The organism is Inquilinus sp. KBS0705 (assembly GCA_005938025.2).
Lineage (GTDB): Bacteria > Bacteroidota > Bacteroidia > Sphingobacteriales > Sphingobacteriaceae > Mucilaginibacter.
In genome coordinates this window covers 2476709-2492346 of the sequence record VCCI02000001.1, presented here as the reverse complement: position 1 = coordinate 2492346, position 15638 = coordinate 2476709, and the positions used below count along the sequence as shown (strand labels likewise).

The window sequence follows — 15638 nt, the reverse complement described above, 5'->3', positions numbered from 1 at the left end:
AGTATATGCTGCGGCAACCAAATTGCACCATAAGGTGATTAACTATATATATTCTGATGAGAGGTACCCGGGTGAGGCCGGGTGCCTCTTTTTTGTAGGGTATCCCTATTACAACCCCTCTATCCTAAACTTCGCAGCCAATTCATTCAAGTCATTTACCACGGCATCAACTAAGGGTATGCCGTTTTGTAACCGGTCGGCTTCTGCTTCCAATTCAGGTTCGCCGGGGATAATTACTTTTTGGGTGGGATCTATGGTGGACGCTGACTTAAATCGGCTTATCCAGTTATCCATATCGGCCTTAAATTCATCGGTCGGCCTAAAGCCATCTACCCGCATGGCGCCCAAAAAGTGGCCTATACCTACGCCGGGCGGGTTGGCGGGCGGGTCTAAAAAAGCGACAAAGGGCGGTACCCAGGGGCCATAGCCCGCGCCGGATAATACGCCTGATAATATATCGACCGTTGCAGCCAGGCCAAAACCTTTGTGACTGCCGTTCTCGCGGTCGCTGCCCAGGGGCAGTAATGCACCACCTGTTTTTAGGGCATGGGGGTTGGTAGTGTAATTTCCTTGTTTATCCTGCAACCAACCTTCGGGTACCTGCTGGCCGGCGCGCTGGGCTATTTCCAGTTTGCCGTTGGCTGCTGCCGAGGTAGCCATATCTACCACTACCGGCGGGTATTTACCTGTCGGGAAAGCATAGCACATGGGGTTGGTACCCAATAATCGTTCGTTTGAAAAGGTAGGGGCCACCAGCGGACTGGCATTTGTCATGGCGAAGCCGATCATGTCCTGCTCTACAGCCATCAGGGCATGGTAACCGGCAATACCAAAGTGGTTTGAGTTGCGTACCGATACCCAGCCCGAGCCATATTGTTTAGCCTTATCAATAGCCACCTGCATGGCAAAGGGGGCTACTATCAGGCCAAGGCCCGCGTCGCCGTCAATTGTTGCTGTGGTAGCGGTCTCGTGTACTATCTTTATATCGGGACTGGTGTTTATGCGTTGTTTCTGCCAAAGGCGCACATAGCCGCTTAAACGGGCCACTCCGTGCGAGTCTATCCCCCGCAGGTCCGACTTAAGCAGTACATCTGCTGCCAACACTGCATGCGCCTCGCTGCAGCCCATAGCCAGGAGAATATTTTGGGTAAAGGTGCGGATGGTTTGGTGAGGGATGAGCATAAGGCAAAGGTATAAATCAGAACTAACAACTTAAAAGTTGTCAGTTTTTAAAAATCTATTATAACACCTTATTGCTTACTGATTTTATATATAAAGCCATATGTTTGATCAGCTACATATATCACGCCCGCGGCATTTATTGCGATACCAACAGGAGTATACATACCTGCATTATTACCAGATCCCTCATGTGGAGCCGAAGTAGCACGCAGCCCACCTAATAAGGTAGTAACCACGCCTTCAGGGGTTACTTTTCTTATGGCCCGATCAAACGTATCTGCCACGTACAAATTACCGTCGGGGCTAAGTGCAATACTTTCCGGATGATAAAAAATTGCTGCTATTCCTGTTCCGTTAAAAACATCGGTATAACCATCGAGCGTAGCCCCACCGGCAATATTAGTTACTACACGACCGGGGGTAATTTTTCGTATGAGTCCATTACTCAGCTGCACCGTATATAAGTTTCCTAACTTATCAGATGTTAATCCGCTTGGCTGTATAAATATTAGATTATTGCTTGGAGTGTTTTCTGCGGGTGCATATGGAGTTACTACACCTTGTGGTGTGATTTTTCTGATAATACTGTTTTGCATATCTGCGACGTATACGTTTCCAGCGACATCGGTGGTAATACCTTTCGGCATATTAAATTTTGTTATACCATTTGTGGCAAATGTTGTCACCATGTTATTTCTTGAAATTTTTCTGATCACACCGTTGTCACTATCTGATACATATAAATTCCCTGCTTTATCAAAGCATAAACCAAGTGGAGTAGAAAATGTAGCGGTACTTTTATGTCCATTTGTTAAGCCGCTTTTCCCTGTACCTGCAAAGGTGGAAACATATCCAGAAGGGGTGATCTTTCTGATTACGTTGTTTCCGGCATCAGCAACAAATATATTGCCTACCGCATCTATTGCAAGGCCGGCTGGACTATGAAATTTTGCATTAGAACCTTGGCCGTCTTTAAATCCCATAGTATAACCCCCTGCGAAAAATGTAAGCACATCAGTAATAAGGTATTTAAATGTAGGCCCTGTTACTTTAGTTGCCCCAACAGCTAACGTTATCTTACCAGTGCCAGCACCTAGGGGCACACACGCTATTATTCGAGTTTCATTGGCATATAAGATCAAAGCTTTTTTGTTATTGAAATAAACTTGATTACCTGTAAGGCTTGAAACGAATCCAGACCCATTTATGGTTACAGTTGTATTAAAACCACCCTCTGTAATACTAACAGATGTTATTTTAACTACTGGTTTACTTATTGATAGCGGTGTGTGGGTAGTATCTGCAACCGGTAAAGGGTCTGACGCAGTTTTATGACAGGATGTGAATAATTGGAAAGCAAATATTAAGGCCACTGCATAATATGCACGTACAGGTTTAATCATATAGTTAACAATTGATAGGGTTAATTAGTAACTAATATAAGAAATTTTTGTTGTCACAGATAAAATTACTCCGTCAACACCGTAAACTTAAAATCTAACGGTTCAAAGTTGCGGATGAGTTCGTCTATGAATACCTGGCCCCATTTTACATAGCTAAGGCCGAAGTTTTCTGATCGCTCCTGCAAGCTGTTGTTGGGAAATATGTCGGCTTTGATGTGTTCTATCTGCTCCAGCCGGGTTTGGTAGTTGCGTTTTTCGGCCTTTATCAGTTTTTTCTCCAGGTTATCTAAAGCATGTTTTAAGCGGGCTTGCACCGCCGCTGCCGATGGCTCCAGCGTATTATCAATTTTATGGGCACGCAGTTTTATGCGTTCAAAAATGCTCTGTATCCCGCGCCATTCTTCGTTCAGGGTTAAATCGTGGCTGCTATGCTGTTTTACCCAACTGTTTTTTATCTCGTCGGTAGTTTTAAACAGGGTAACTGGGGCAAGCTCCATGCTGTTTATTTTGGCAACTGTTTCTTTTTTAATCACCAGGCCCGAATTGCGCAATATCAGTATCGGAAAATCGATGCCATAATAATCAAAGTTTGATTTTAGCTCCAGCCAGTAAACCACCTCGGCACCGCCGCCAATGTAGGCTATATTAGGTAAAATACATTCCTGGTATAAAGGGCGCATTACCACGTTGGGGCTAAACCTTTCAGGCGCGGTTTTAATTTCCTGTTTCAGCTCCGCTTCGGTAAAGCTAATTTCGGTATTCATTACGCTGTAGCGGTCGTTCTCAAATAGCAAACGCTCGCGCAGGTTATCTTTCAGATAAAAAAAATTTATCTCGCGCGGGTTTACCTGTATGTGCACACCCAGCGCCTGTAATTGCTGGTTTACCGCGCTTATATTTTTAAAGCTGTTTTGCTCAATAATGTCGCGCTCCATGATAGGGGCAAACTCTTGTTTTAGCCGGTGGTCATCGGCATCTATTATCACCAGGCCATAGCGGCCAAATAAGGCGTTAACCAAATAGCGGGTAGCATCGGCCAGTTTATCAAATTTAGTGTAGGCGGTTTCTACCATTTCGGCCAGCTCGGCAGAGTGGCCATCAATACCTAAAACGCCTTTGTACTGGTTAATGGCCTGGCGCATGGTATCAGGATTGATGCGCCCTGTAGCACCCGAAGCCTCGTACCACCAATGCACTTTTTTACCACCAATATTGGTATAGTTTATCTCGGCAAAATCGTGGTCTTCTGATGCCATCCAGTAAACAGGCACAAAGTTTTTATCGGGGTGGGCTTCCTTTAACTGGCGACTTAGCTTTATAGCGGTTACTATTTTATAAATAAAATAAAGCGGGCCGGTAAAAATATTTAACTGGTGGCCGGTGGTAATGGTATAGGTATCGGGCGAGCCAAGCAACGCTATCCGCTGGCGGATAAAATCGGCGGCTTCTAACTCGGGAACGCCTTGTTTAGCATTTTTAAAGTATTGTTCGGTTAAAACCTGTACCAGCAGCGGGCGGTTGGCAACAACTTTTTTATTGTTAAATAATTGGGCAAAACCTTGCAGGGTAGGGCGGTAGCTGTAAAACGATCGTAACTCCGGCACATCGTCCAGGTAATCAATTACCGTTTGGGAAAAATACCCGGTGTCTTTATAGTCGATACAGGCTGCGTCCATTGATTTACGATTGTAGATGTACGATTTTAGATTGAGCCTAAAAGTGTATATCTAAAGGTCGAATTTAGATTTTATAATCTAAACGGCAACAATGCCGGTACTAAAAGGGTTTTATTTTACAATTTGTCCATAAAGGTCAAAGTCTTCGGCGGTGTTAATTTTTACGTTAACAAAGCTGCCTACGGCGGCATAATCTATGCTGGCATCTATTAAAACCTCGTTATCAACCTCGGGCGAATCGTATTCGGTACGGCCAACAAAGTAGCCGCCGTCTTTTTTGTCGATAAGCACCTTATAAGTATTGCCTATCTTCTCCTGGTTTTTATCGAATGATATGCCCTGCTGAATTTCCATAATGGCATCGGCGCGTTCCTGTTTTACTTCCTCGGGTACATCATCTATCAGCGAGTGGGCGTGTGTTTTCTCTTCGTGTGAGTAAGTGAAGCAACCCAGACGGTCAAACTTCGTGTCTTCTACCCATTGGGCCATTTCTTCAAAATCCTGCTGGGTTTCGCCGGGGTAGCCGGTTATCAGCGTGGTACGCATGGCTATACCGGGCACCTTATCGCGTATCTGGTTTACTACGTCAATGGTTTTTTGCTTGGTTAGCCCTCTGCGCATTGATTTTAGCATATTATCGGTAATGTGCTGCAGCGGCATATCCATGTACTTGCAAATATTGTCGCGCTCGTTCATTACATCCAAAACTTCCATCGGGAAGCCTGCGGGATAGGCATATTGCATCCTAATCCATTCAACCCCGTTTACATCGCTTAGGCGGCGTAAAAGCTCGTCCAGATTGCGTTTGCCGTACAAATCAAGGCCGTAATAGGTCAAATCCTGGGCAATCAGTATAAGCTCTTTAGTGCCGTTCTTTACCAGGCTTTCGGCGTTTTTAACCAATTGGTCAATAGGCGTGCTTACATGCTTGCCGCGCATTAATGGTATGGCACAAAACGAACATGGGCGGTTACAACCCTCTGCAATTTTAAAATAAGCAAAATGCGAAGGGGTAGTTAGTAAACGCTCGCCAATTAATTCGTGGCGGTAATTGGCACCTATGTTGGTGAGTATATTTTGCAGGTCGTTGGTGCCAAAGTAGGCATCCACATTGGTTATCTCGGCTTCCAGTTCGGGCTTGTAGCGCTCGCTTAGGCAGCCGGTTACAATAACTTTACCAACCTTGCCTTGTTCTTTTAATTCGCTGTACTGTAAAATGGTATCTATCGATTCCTGTTTAGCATTATCAATAAAGCCGCAGGTATTAATTACGATGATATCATCGCTGCGTACCTGCTGCGATTCGTGCACTACATCATAGGCGTTGCCCTTAAGCTGGCCCATTAGTACTTCACTATCGTATATGTTTTTTGAGCAGCCGAGGGTAACCACGTTTACACGGGGTTTTGCTTTAAGTACCGGCTTTGTAATTTCTTTTGTTCTCATTATTATTTTCTTTTCACTGATTTCACCGATTAAGATGATTTCAGTGATTCTTTATCCCTTACACAGATAACCTTTTAACACTGCAACTTACATTGCCGAAATTTATAAGCAACCCTGTTTGGATATTACTTGCTTTTAAATAGGATAGCAATTGTTTCTGAAAAAGAACCGGTGTATAAATGCCGGAATAAGATTTTAGCTCAAGTATTACTTTGTTTTCGATAAATAGATCGCATTTAAATTTACCTACATTTTTGTCTTTAAAAAACAAATTGAACTCCTTTCAGCTTCAAATACAATTCCACTCAATTGTAGCTGATGTTGAAGAGCCCTGGAATAAACTTTCTCTAAAAATCCTGGACCTAATGCCTTATGGACTTCAAAGCAGCAACCGATTATTTTTTCGGTTAACGGATCATTTTCAACACTTCCCATTTAATCGGTGGAATCAACAAAATCAGTGAAATCATTTAAATAAACTATCTACAAACGCTTGCCTGTCAAACAGTTGTAAATGGTCCATTCCTTCGCCTACACCTATGTATTTTACCGGTATTTTAAACTGGTCAGATATGCCTATTACCACGCCGCCTTTTGCCGTACCATCCAGTTTGGTTAGGGCCAGCGCGTTAACCGCAGTAGCTTCGGTAAATTGCTTGCATTGCTCAATAGCGTTTTGCCCTGTTGAGGCATCAAGCACCAGTAATATCTCGTGCGGGGCATCAGGCACCACCTTTTGCATTACGTTTTTAATTTTGGTAAGCTCGTTCATCAGGCCTACCTTATTATGTAAACGACCTGCGGTATCTATAATTGCCACATCATCGCCATTGGCCACTGCCGATCGCAGCGTATCGTAAGCTACCGATGCAGGGTCGCTACCCATTGGCTGCGCTACTACCTTTACATCAACACGTTTGCCCCAAAGCTGCAACTGGTCTACCGCTGCCGCGCGGAAGGTATCCGCAGCGCCCAGCACCACCTGGTTACCGGCTTGTTTTAGTTTGTGGGCCAATTTGCCAATTGTAGTGGTTTTACCCACACCATTAACACCAACCACCATTATTACATAAGGTTTATGGTTGCCGTATTCAAAATTCTGAAAATCGTTGCTGTTGTTTTCGGCAAGCAGCTGCTGTATCTCGTCCTTTAAAAGGTTGTTCAGCTCAGATGTGCCTACATATTTATCGCGGGCCACACGTGCCTCTATACGCTGAATAATTTTGAGGGTGGTACTTACGCCAACATCTGATGTTACCAGCACTTCTTCCAGGTCGTCCAACACATCTTCATCAACGGTTGATTTACCGGCTACTACCTTGGTTAGCTTCGAAAAAAAGTTATCCTTGGTTTTTTCTAAACCGGTATCAAGCGCCTGCTGTTCCTGCTGCGTGGTTTCTTTTTTCTTAAAAAAATCAAATAATCCCATGTTGTAAATGTGCAGATTTTTAGATGTGCAAATATGCAGATTATTATCTGCTTAGCTATTTGGTTAGCGTCATCTGGATACAATAAAAAAAGCCCTCTCGTGTGTACAAGACGGCTTTTATATTTTTAGCAAAAGTGATTACAGGGTTTTACCTGCAATTGCATCTTTGATGTTATCGTTAGGTACAATTTGTTCTTTAAATGAGTAAGCACCTGTACGTGGTGATTTGATCATTGTTATCACTTTCGAAAACTCTTTTCCTTTACCTGCTACTTTCAGGGTTGCAACTACTTTCTTTGCCATGTCTTTTTAATTATTGAATGAGTGAGTTAGTGAACTATGCTTTAATTGTTGCGGTAAAAACCGGCTAATCAAGCTAATTAACTAATTACTTAATTTCTTTATGTACAGTTACTTTACGTAAAACCGGGTTAAATTTTTTCATTTCCAGTCTTTCGGTAGTATTCTTTTTATTTTTGGTGGTAATGTAACGAGACATACCCGGCATGCCGCTGGTTTTGTGCTCTGTGCATTCTAAAATTACCTGAACCCTGTTGCCTTTCTTAGCCATCTTATTTTATTTTTTACGTGCTACGTAACCGCAGTACGATGTTATTATATAGAACCCTTTTTTACAAACTTGTTAATACAAGCAGTAATACCGTGTTTGCTGATAGTTTTAACAGCAGAAGTAGACACTTTTAAAGTGATCCATTTATCTTCTTCGGGGATGTAAAACCTTTTAAGCTGTAAGTTTGGATAGAACTTACGTTTGGTTTTAGCGTTCGAATTTGATACGCTGTTACCGTTCATGTAGCCTTTTCCTGTTAAATCACAAATTCTTGACATGACAAATATTTTTTAAATCTCGCTCTTCTTCTAAAAAGAGTTTGCAAATATCAGCTTTTTAAGTGAAATAGGCAACAGTGATTTAAAAAATATTTAAAATTCTTTTTTGCACCTGTTTTTGCCTTTAGAATCTACATGAAAACAACTTTTTAAATTTTTTTAATAAGTAACGTTTTTAATAACAAATTGCTAATTTACGCCACCATTTATAGTCTTTGTTATGCAAATTAAATCATTTGACGAATACCACCAGGTTTACCGCAAAAGCGTTGAGCAACCTGAACAATTTTGGGCAGAAATTGCCGATAATTTTTTATGGAAAAAGAAGTGGGATAAGGTATTGGACTGGAACTTTAAGGAGCCGGATATCAAATGGTTCCAGGGAGCCAAATTAAACATTACCGAAAACTGCCTCGACCGTCATTTAGAGAAGAATGGCGATACGCCTGCCATTATATGGGAGCCTAACGACCCAACCGAAGACCATCGTATATTATCGTATAAACAACTGCACGATAAGGTTTGCCAGTTTGCCAATGTATTAAAAAACAATGGGGCCAAAAAAGGCGACCGTATATGTATATATATGCCTATGGTGCCCGAATTGGCCATAGCCGTTTTAGCCTGCGCCCGTATAGGCGCGGTACATTCGGTGGTGTTTGGGGGCTTTTCGGCGCAATCTATTGCCGATAGGATAAAGGATGCAGAATGCAATATTGTTATAACCGCCGATGGCAGTTTCAGGGGGACTAAAGAGGTGCCCTTAAAATCTATCATAGACGATGCCCTGGTACAATGCCCGTCTATTAAACGAGTAATAGTTTTAACCCGCAGCCATACCCCGGTATCAATGATAAAAGGCCGTGATGTGTGGTGGGAAGATGAAGTTAAAAAGGTAGAAACCCAAGGCAACCCCGATTGCCCTGCCGAAGAGATGGATGCCGAAGATATGCTGTTCATCCTGTACACATCAGGTTCAACAGGTAAGCCAAAGGGTGTGGTACACACTTGCGGCGGTTACATGGTTTATACGGGCTATACCTTTAGCACTGCATTCCAATACCAACCCGGCGAAGTTTATTTTTGTACGGCAGATATCGGCTGGATAACCGGTCACTCGTACATTGCTTACGGTCCGCTTATGCAGGGGGCTACAAGTGTATTATTCGAAGGTATACCAACCTTCCCTAATGCAGGCCGCCTGTGGGATATTGTAGAAAAATTTAAGGTAAACATATTATATACCGCGCCAACGGCTATCCGCTCGCTAATGAGCTTTGGCGATAACGTAATTAAAGGCAAGGATTTTAGCTCGCTTAAAAAATTAGGCTCGGTAGGCGAGCCGATAAACGAGGAAGCATGGCACTGGTTTGATGAAAAGATAGGCCAGGGTAAATGCCCAATTGTTGATACCTGGTGGCAAACCGAAACCGGAGGCTTCATGATATCGCCCATAGCAGGTGTAACGCCAACTAAACCTGGCTATGCCACGCTGCCGTTGCCGGGCGTGCAACCAATTTTGGTAGACGAAAGCGGCAACGAGATTAAGGGTAACGGCGTTAGCGGTAACCTTTGTATCAAATTCCCGTGGCCGGGTATGCTGCGCACCACTTATGGCGACCACGAACGTTGCCGCACTACTTATTTTGCTACTTACCCTAATCTTTATTTTACAGGCGATGGCTGCCTGCGCGATAAAGATGGCTATTACCGAATTACCGGCCGTGTAGATGACGTGCTGAATGTATCGGGCCACCGCATTGGTACTGCCGAGGTAGAAAATGCCATTAACATGCACAGTACCGTGGTTGAAAGCGCGGTAGTTGGTTACCCGCACGATATAAAAGGCCAGGGTGTATATGCCTTTGTGGTATGCCCTAACCAACACGGCGACCCTGAGCTTACCCGTAAAGATATTATGATGACGGTATCGCGCATTATTGGCGCCATAGCCAAACCTGATAAGATACAGTTTGTAAGCGGCTTGCCTAAAACACGGTCGGGTAAAATTATGCGCCGCATACTGCGTAAAATAGCCGAGGGTGATACCAGCAATTTAGGTGACACTAGTACTTTGCTTGACCCTGCTGTGGTGGAAGAGATAAAAGAAGGGGCGTTGTAGGGAGAGGAGCCAAGAATTTTGGAGTCAGGAATCAAGAGTGTGCATTTTACCTCTTGGTTCTTGCCTCTTGTTTTCTTGCTTCTTTGTCCAATTCGTAAAAACTAAAGTATGATCTGCCTGTTCTTCTAATACATCTAAAAAGGAGAACACATCATGGATAAGTTAGAATTAAAAGGCGGCTGGAACGAGCTGAAAGGAAAAATAAAACAAGCATACGGCGACCTGACCGATGATGACCTGGCCCACGAAGAAGGTAAGGACGATGAAACTTTAGGCCGCATCCAGCAAAAAACCGGTAAAACCCGCGAAGAACTGGTTGATTGGATAAACAGTTTGTAGTTAGCGATAAGAGGTTATTTAGCCTCAGTTAAATTAAATAGAGAGCCCCGAGTTTCGGGGCTTTTTTGTTGTGTTTGGTGCAACGTTAAGAAGGTAAGGCTGTCTTTTCTATCAAACTAAACTATTAACATGAAAATACCTGTATGTAAAGTGTTCCTGTTGCTTTGTGCCTTTTTTCCTGCGCTGTTATTTGCCCAAAGCAAAGCGCCTGTATTATCATTGGTAAGCTCCGTAGATAAAACTATTGAACAAATTGCTGCTAATCCTAAAATTGATGCGGATGGAGCGCTTAAACTGCTTTCTAATTGGTCAGCTTATCCCAATGTGAAGGAAACCGGGCGCGATTATAATTTCTATTACACCGATGCTACTTACGGCAAAGTGCCATTACATGTGTATATCCCAACAACCTATAAAAATACGGTTAAAAATGCTTGTGTGATGATGCTGCACGGGGCTACAGGGCAAAGTAAATTCAGCGATATTGATAGTTTGGCTAATAGCGAGGAAGATGTTTTATTTGATGCCTTAAAAGCGCAAAACTATATTGTTATACGGCCTATAGCTGACGAGAGAAAAAATTTTAGCTGGGTAGTAGCTAATAGTACGCCCAACGTAACCTTTAAGGTATTGAACCAGATACTGGTATCGCTAAAAAAGGTTTTAAATATCGACGATAATCGTGTTTACGCATTTGGCCATTCTGATGGGGCAGATGGCGCGCTGGGGTTAGGGGTTTATATACCCGATGCTTTTGCAGGCATAGTTGCCTATAATTCGATGCTGGAGAATCTATTTGCCCGTGATTTCTATATTCGTAATATTCAAAATCGGCCATTCTATGTTGTGCATTCCGATTTGGATGACCTGCGGCCTATACAACAAGCACGTATTATTATTGATTCGTTAAAAACAATCGATCAAAATGTATTTTACAAGGAATATATAGGTTACCAGCATTTTGATAAACATTTGGACAAAGATGTACCGTTGGCCTGCATATTTATGAAAGGTATTAAGCGTACTCTTTTCCATAGTTCGGTTTACTGGGAAGCACAACGTAGCGATATATACAATTCCTGCGATTGGTTAAAGCTTATTACTATTGATACCGCTACTAAAGCCGCCAACTGGCATGTGCCTTTTACAACAAAAGCATATGATAAAAGACATAAAACATGGTTAGAAAATCGGGTTCAATATGGCTATGTAAAGAAAGGCGCAGCAGTTAAAGCCAGTTACCGTGACAACACATTTACTCTGCAAACATCGCGCGTGGGCGAGGTAGAATTGCTGATAAGCCCGATAATGGTGGATTTAGAGAAGCCGGTAATTGTGATAGCCAATGGCAAGCAGGTATTTAGCGGTAAGGTTAAAGCAGATAAAAATTACCTGCTAAACAACTTCAAAAAAACAATAGACAGGCATACATTATGGGTAAATGCAATTAAAGTTAAGGTTGATTAAAATTTAGGTATTTTTAGCCACCTTATCACCTATAACATTATGCCCGAAGACAAAGCGGCCCTCGTTCAGCCTAAAGCTAAGATCAATTATATCGATCACCTTAAAGTAGTGCTTACCGTATTGGTAATACTGCACCATACCTTTATTACCTATGGCGCACCGGGCGGCTGGTACTATACTCAAAAAACAACCCTGCTTGGCGCTTTATTGCCCATGACCATTTTTGTATCGGTTAACCAGGCCTTTTTCATGGGGTTCTTCTTTTTTCTGTCCGCGCTGTTTGTGCCGTCATCCTATGATAAGAAAGGCCCTGCCAAATTTATAACCGATAGGCTGATTAGATTGGGTATCCCCTTGGTTTTTTATTCGCTTATCCTGTCGCCTTTTCTCAGTTATATATCCTACCGCTGGGCCGAAGGACATAACATTACCTATTTACAATACTTAAGCGGTTTTGATGGCTGGATAAGCTTTGGGGTGCTGTGGTTTGTATTAGCACTACTGATGTTTACCTTATTATATGCCCTGTACCGGGGCCTAAGCAGCCACACCATTAAGGCGGCTAAATTGCCAACCGCGGGCCGTATAATATTGTTTGCTGCAGGCATAGGGCTAATCACCTTTTTGGTGCGGGTATTTTGCCCGGTTGGCTTTGAAATAAAGCCGCTTGGTTTTCAGCCGGCGCATTTTACACAATACATTGCCATGTTTATATTGGGGTTAATAGCATCGCGCAGCAAATGGATAAACAATGCCGATTATAAAACAGGCAGGCGCATGCGCACTATAGCCTTATTGGTCATATTTTTGGGCTTCCCGTTGTTTTTCATCGCCCGTAAAACTATAGGTTTCCCGGTAGAGCGGTTTACCGTTGGTTTTCACTGGCAGCAATTATGGTATGCCGTATGGGAGCAGGTTGTTGGTTTTACCATTGTTACTGCACTGCTTTGCATTGGTAAACACAAGTGGAACGGCTATTCGGCTTTTATGGGCAAACTATCGCGTAGCACGTTCGCAGTGTATATTTTTCACCCTTTATTGGTTATATCCCTATCAGTTGGTTTGCGTAACTGGGCGGTAGACCCTGCTTTAAAGTTATTGGTAGTAGCCCCGCTGGCAGTATCATTAAGCTTTTTGCTGGGCCTGCTGTTGGTAAAAGTGCCTGGAGTGAATAAGGTAGTTTAAGCGTAACATACTTTTAATTTATTTACACAACAGCCTTGTAGCAAATTCTCTATTTTTGCTGCATGAGTAAATCTCTTTCCAAACCAACCATACTGGTAGTAAACGACGATGGTATAACCGCACCCGGCATAAAGGCATTAATGCACGCCATGAAAGACCTGGGCAGGGTAGTGGTAGTAGCACCCGATAGCCCGCAATCGGGTATGGGGCATGCCATTACCATAGGTAAGCCGCTAAGGTTAGATAAGGTAGACCTTTATGAAGGTATTGAAATGTATCGTTGCAGTGGCACCCCTGTAGATTGTGTAAAGCTGGCCGTAAATACAGTTTTAAAAGGAGTAAAGCCCGATCTGTGTGTATCGGGCATAAACCATGGCCTTAACAACTCTATCAATGTGTTATACTCCGGTACTATGTCGGCAGCGGTAGAGGGGGCGATAGAAGGCATTGCGTCTATCGGCTTTTCGTTAGATGATTATAGCCTGCAGGCCAATTTTGATCATTGCATTAAATTTGTAAAAGAAATTGCATTGCAGGTACTGGCCAATGGCCTGCCTGTGGGCACGGTGCTAAATGTTAATTTCCCGGCAGGGGATAAAATAAAAGGAATAAAAATTTGCCGCCAGGCCAATGCCAAATGGGCCGAAGAATTTGATATGCGCCACGACCCATACAAACGCCCTTATTACTGGCTAACCGGTGTTTTTCAAAATAACGACCATGGCGAGGATACCGATGTTTGGGCGCTCGATCATGGTTATGCATCGGTAGTACCGGTACAGTTTGATATGACAGCCCACCACGCCATACCTGTTTTAAATAGCTGGAAGTTTAATGTTTAAAAAAAACAGCATAGTTGCGGGCTTGCTTATTGGCTGCATTATGCCGGCGCTTGCCTGGCTTGTGTTTAATTTTATATTACACAATGATGCCATTATAATGGATAAGCCGGGTGTGCCGTACCTGATAGCGGTTGGCCTTAACCTGCTTATACTGCGCTATGTCTTTAAAAAGGATTTGGGTGAAACCGCGAAAGGTGTAATGATAATTACCTTTGTAGTGATGATAGCTGCTTTTGTGCTTAAAATAAATATAACCCGATGAGATACTACCTGGTTGCCGGCGAGGCCTCGGGCGATTTGCATGGCGCAAACCTGATGAAGGCTTTAAAAGAGCTGGACGGGCAGGCCGATTTTCGCTTTTTTGGCGGCGACCTGATGCAGGCCGAAAGCGGCACATTGGTAAAACACTATGCCGATATGGCCTTTATGGGCTTTGTAGAAGTGGCCCTAAACCTGAGCACTATCCTAAAAAACATGAAACTGTGCAAGCAGGATATTGTTGCCTACCAACCTGATGTGTTGATACTGATAGATTTTCCGGGATTTAACTTAAAAATAGCTGATTTTGCCAAAAAGCAGGGCTTAACGGTTTGCTACTATATATCGCCAAAAGTTTGGGCCTGGAATCAGAAACGGGTATTAAAAATTAAGCGGATTGTTGACCACCTGTTTTGCATACTGCCTTTCGAGGTTGATTTTTACAAAGAATGGGGGATGGACATAGATTATGTAGGTAACCCGCTTTTAGATGCCGTTGACGCCTTTAAAGCTAATAGCGAATTTTTACCGGCCAATAAGCTCACGAATAAAAAAATTATTGCCCTGTTACCCGGCAGTCGCAAACAGGAGATAAGCCGCCTGTTGCCCGATATGTTAAGTGTTACGGAGCAGTTTCCGCATCACCAGTTTGTAGTGGCCGGGGCCCCTTCCTTTAATGCGGACTATTACACTCAATATCTGCAGGGCAAAACCATACCGGTAATATTTAATGCCACGTACGATATTTTAGCTAATGCCGATGCGGCTGTTGTTGCATCGGGTACCGCTACTTTAGAGACCGCCTTGTTTAATGTGCCCCAAGTAGTGGTGTATAAAGGCAACGCTATAACCATTGGAATAGCACGTGCACTTATAAAAATAAAATTCATATCGCTGGTAAACCTGATAATGGATAGCGCCGTGGTAAAAGAATTGATACAGCAGGATTGCAACCCCACACAGATTGCTGCCGAACTGGATAAACTGGTGAATGATATTCAGTATCGCCAAACAATGCTTTCCGCTTATGATGAACTGGATACGCGAATGGGTAAACCGGGGGCATCGGCTAAAACCGCAGGGCTTATTGTAAAATACGCCACAAAAAAATAAGGCCTGGCAAAATGCCCGGCCTTATTTTTCTCAAAGAATGTTTAAAATAGATAGATATATTATATGATGATCAGTCGGCCGACAAAGTTTATGCGGCTTTCTGTTTGTTGCTTATGAACTGGTTGAGCTCTCTGAAAGACCTTAAATCTTCCATTAATAAATTCTTTAGTTCGTTATCAAAACGGGCAACTAATTTACTTGTAGCTGGTTTTTTATAGGTTTTCATAGGTAGATGTGTTGTGTTAGTTTTTTGGATGATGCGCTGTTTAAACTATGCCGCGGTTAGGCCATTGTTGTTTTTAGCTTTTATGGCTTTTATATCGCCCA

Annotated in this window: 17 protein-coding genes; 7 read left to right on the top strand and 10 right to left on the bottom strand. The window is 43.0% G+C overall.

Annotated elements, in window-relative coordinates; genetic code table 11:
* Window positions 1–108: 108 nt before the first annotated feature.
* From FFF34_011085 to rpmB, 10 genes are all read right to left on the bottom strand, one after another.
* Window positions 109–1182 carry an Ldh family oxidoreductase gene (locus FFF34_011085; protein TSD67901.1) on the bottom strand — a complete coding sequence of 358 codons (1074 nt, stop codon included), beginning with the start codon at window positions 1180–1182 and terminating at the stop codon, window positions 109–111.
* A 68-nt stretch (window positions 1183–1250) separates the two neighbouring features.
* Window positions 1251–2585 (bottom strand): hypothetical protein, encoded by a 1335-nt coding sequence (locus FFF34_011080; protein ID TSD67900.1) that lies wholly within the window; start codon window positions 2583–2585, stop codon window positions 1251–1253.
* 65 nt (window positions 2586–2650) lie between these two features.
* The gene (bshC, locus tag FFF34_011075; protein ID TSD67899.1) at window positions 2651–4261 is read right to left on the bottom strand and encodes a bacillithiol biosynthesis cysteine-adding enzyme BshC; all 1611 of its coding nucleotides are present in this window, start codon (window positions 4259–4261) and stop codon (window positions 2651–2653) included.
* A 111-nt stretch (window positions 4262–4372) separates the two neighbouring features.
* The gene (gene rimO / locus FFF34_011070) at window positions 4373–5707 is read right to left on the bottom strand and encodes a 30S ribosomal protein S12 methylthiotransferase RimO (protein ID TSD67898.1); all 1335 of its coding nucleotides are present in this window, start codon (window positions 5705–5707) and stop codon (window positions 4373–4375) included.
* 58 nt (window positions 5708–5765) lie between these two features.
* Window positions 5766–5978: a GxxExxY protein gene (locus FFF34_011065; protein TSD67897.1), complete on the bottom strand. Its 213-nt coding sequence runs from the start codon at window positions 5976–5978 to the stop codon at window positions 5766–5768.
* The gene (locus tag FFF34_011060) at window positions 5954–6142 is read right to left on the bottom strand and encodes a GxxExxY protein (protein ID TSD67896.1); all 189 of its coding nucleotides are present in this window, start codon (window positions 6140–6142) and stop codon (window positions 5954–5956) included. Before FFF34_011060 ends, FFF34_011065 begins: the two co-directional genes overlap by 25 nt.
* Window positions 6143–6173: 31 nt before the next feature.
* Window positions 6174–7136 carry a signal recognition particle-docking protein FtsY gene (ftsY, locus tag FFF34_011055; GenBank protein ID TSD67895.1) on the bottom strand — a complete coding sequence of 321 codons (963 nt, stop codon included), beginning with the start codon at window positions 7134–7136 and terminating at the stop codon, window positions 6174–6176.
* Between the two features lie 138 nt (window positions 7137–7274).
* Window positions 7275–7439 carry a DUF4295 domain-containing protein gene (locus tag FFF34_011050; protein ID TSD67894.1) on the bottom strand — a complete coding sequence of 55 codons (165 nt, stop codon included), beginning with the start codon at window positions 7437–7439 and terminating at the stop codon, window positions 7275–7277.
* Window positions 7440–7524: 85 nt separating this feature from the next.
* Window positions 7525–7707, bottom strand: a complete 183-nt coding sequence (gene rpmG, locus FFF34_011045) for a 50S ribosomal protein L33 (protein ID TSD67893.1) — start codon at window positions 7705–7707, stop codon at window positions 7525–7527.
* A gap of 44 nt (window positions 7708–7751) precedes the next feature.
* A complete protein-coding gene (rpmB, locus tag FFF34_011040) occupies window positions 7752–7985 on the bottom strand; it encodes a 50S ribosomal protein L28 (GenBank protein ID TSD67892.1) in 234 nt (77 codons plus the stop codon).
* 220 nt (window positions 7986–8205) lie between these two features.
* On the opposite strand from rpmB, the gene acs reads away from it, so the two are divergent.
* The 7 genes from acs to FFF34_011005 all read left to right on the top strand — a co-directional run bounded on the left by acs (window position 8206) and on the right by FFF34_011005 (window position 15311).
* A complete protein-coding gene (acs, locus tag FFF34_011035; GenBank protein TSD67891.1) occupies window positions 8206–10107 on the top strand; it encodes an acetate--CoA ligase in 1902 nt (633 codons plus the stop codon).
* Window positions 10108–10260: 153 nt separating this feature from the next.
* Window positions 10261–10446, top strand: coding sequence for a CsbD family protein (locus tag FFF34_011030; protein ID TSD67890.1), 186 nt, complete (start codon window positions 10261–10263; stop codon window positions 10444–10446).
* A 129-nt stretch (window positions 10447–10575) separates the two neighbouring features.
* Window positions 10576–11913, top strand: coding sequence for a hypothetical protein (locus FFF34_011025; GenBank protein TSD67889.1), 1338 nt, complete (start codon window positions 10576–10578; stop codon window positions 11911–11913).
* A gap of 39 nt (window positions 11914–11952) precedes the next feature.
* Window positions 11953–13098: an acyltransferase gene (locus FFF34_011020; GenBank protein ID TSD67888.1), complete on the top strand. Its 1146-nt coding sequence runs from the start codon at window positions 11953–11955 to the stop codon at window positions 13096–13098.
* Window positions 13099–13160: 62 nt separating this feature from the next.
* On the top strand, window positions 13161–13940 hold the full coding sequence (gene surE, locus FFF34_011015; GenBank protein TSD67887.1) for a 5'/3'-nucleotidase SurE: 780 nt from the start codon (window positions 13161–13163) through the stop codon (window positions 13938–13940).
* Window positions 13933–14202, top strand: a complete 270-nt coding sequence (locus FFF34_011010; protein ID TSD67886.1) for a stationary phase survival protein SurE — start codon at window positions 13933–13935, stop codon at window positions 14200–14202. Before surE ends, FFF34_011010 begins: the two co-directional genes overlap by 8 nt.
* Window positions 14199–15311, top strand: coding sequence for a lipid-A-disaccharide synthase (locus tag FFF34_011005; GenBank protein ID TSD67885.1), 1113 nt, complete (start codon window positions 14199–14201; stop codon window positions 15309–15311). The genes FFF34_011010 and FFF34_011005 overlap by 4 nt, the downstream gene beginning before the upstream one ends.
* The last annotated feature ends 327 nt before the right edge of the window (window positions 15312–15638 follow it).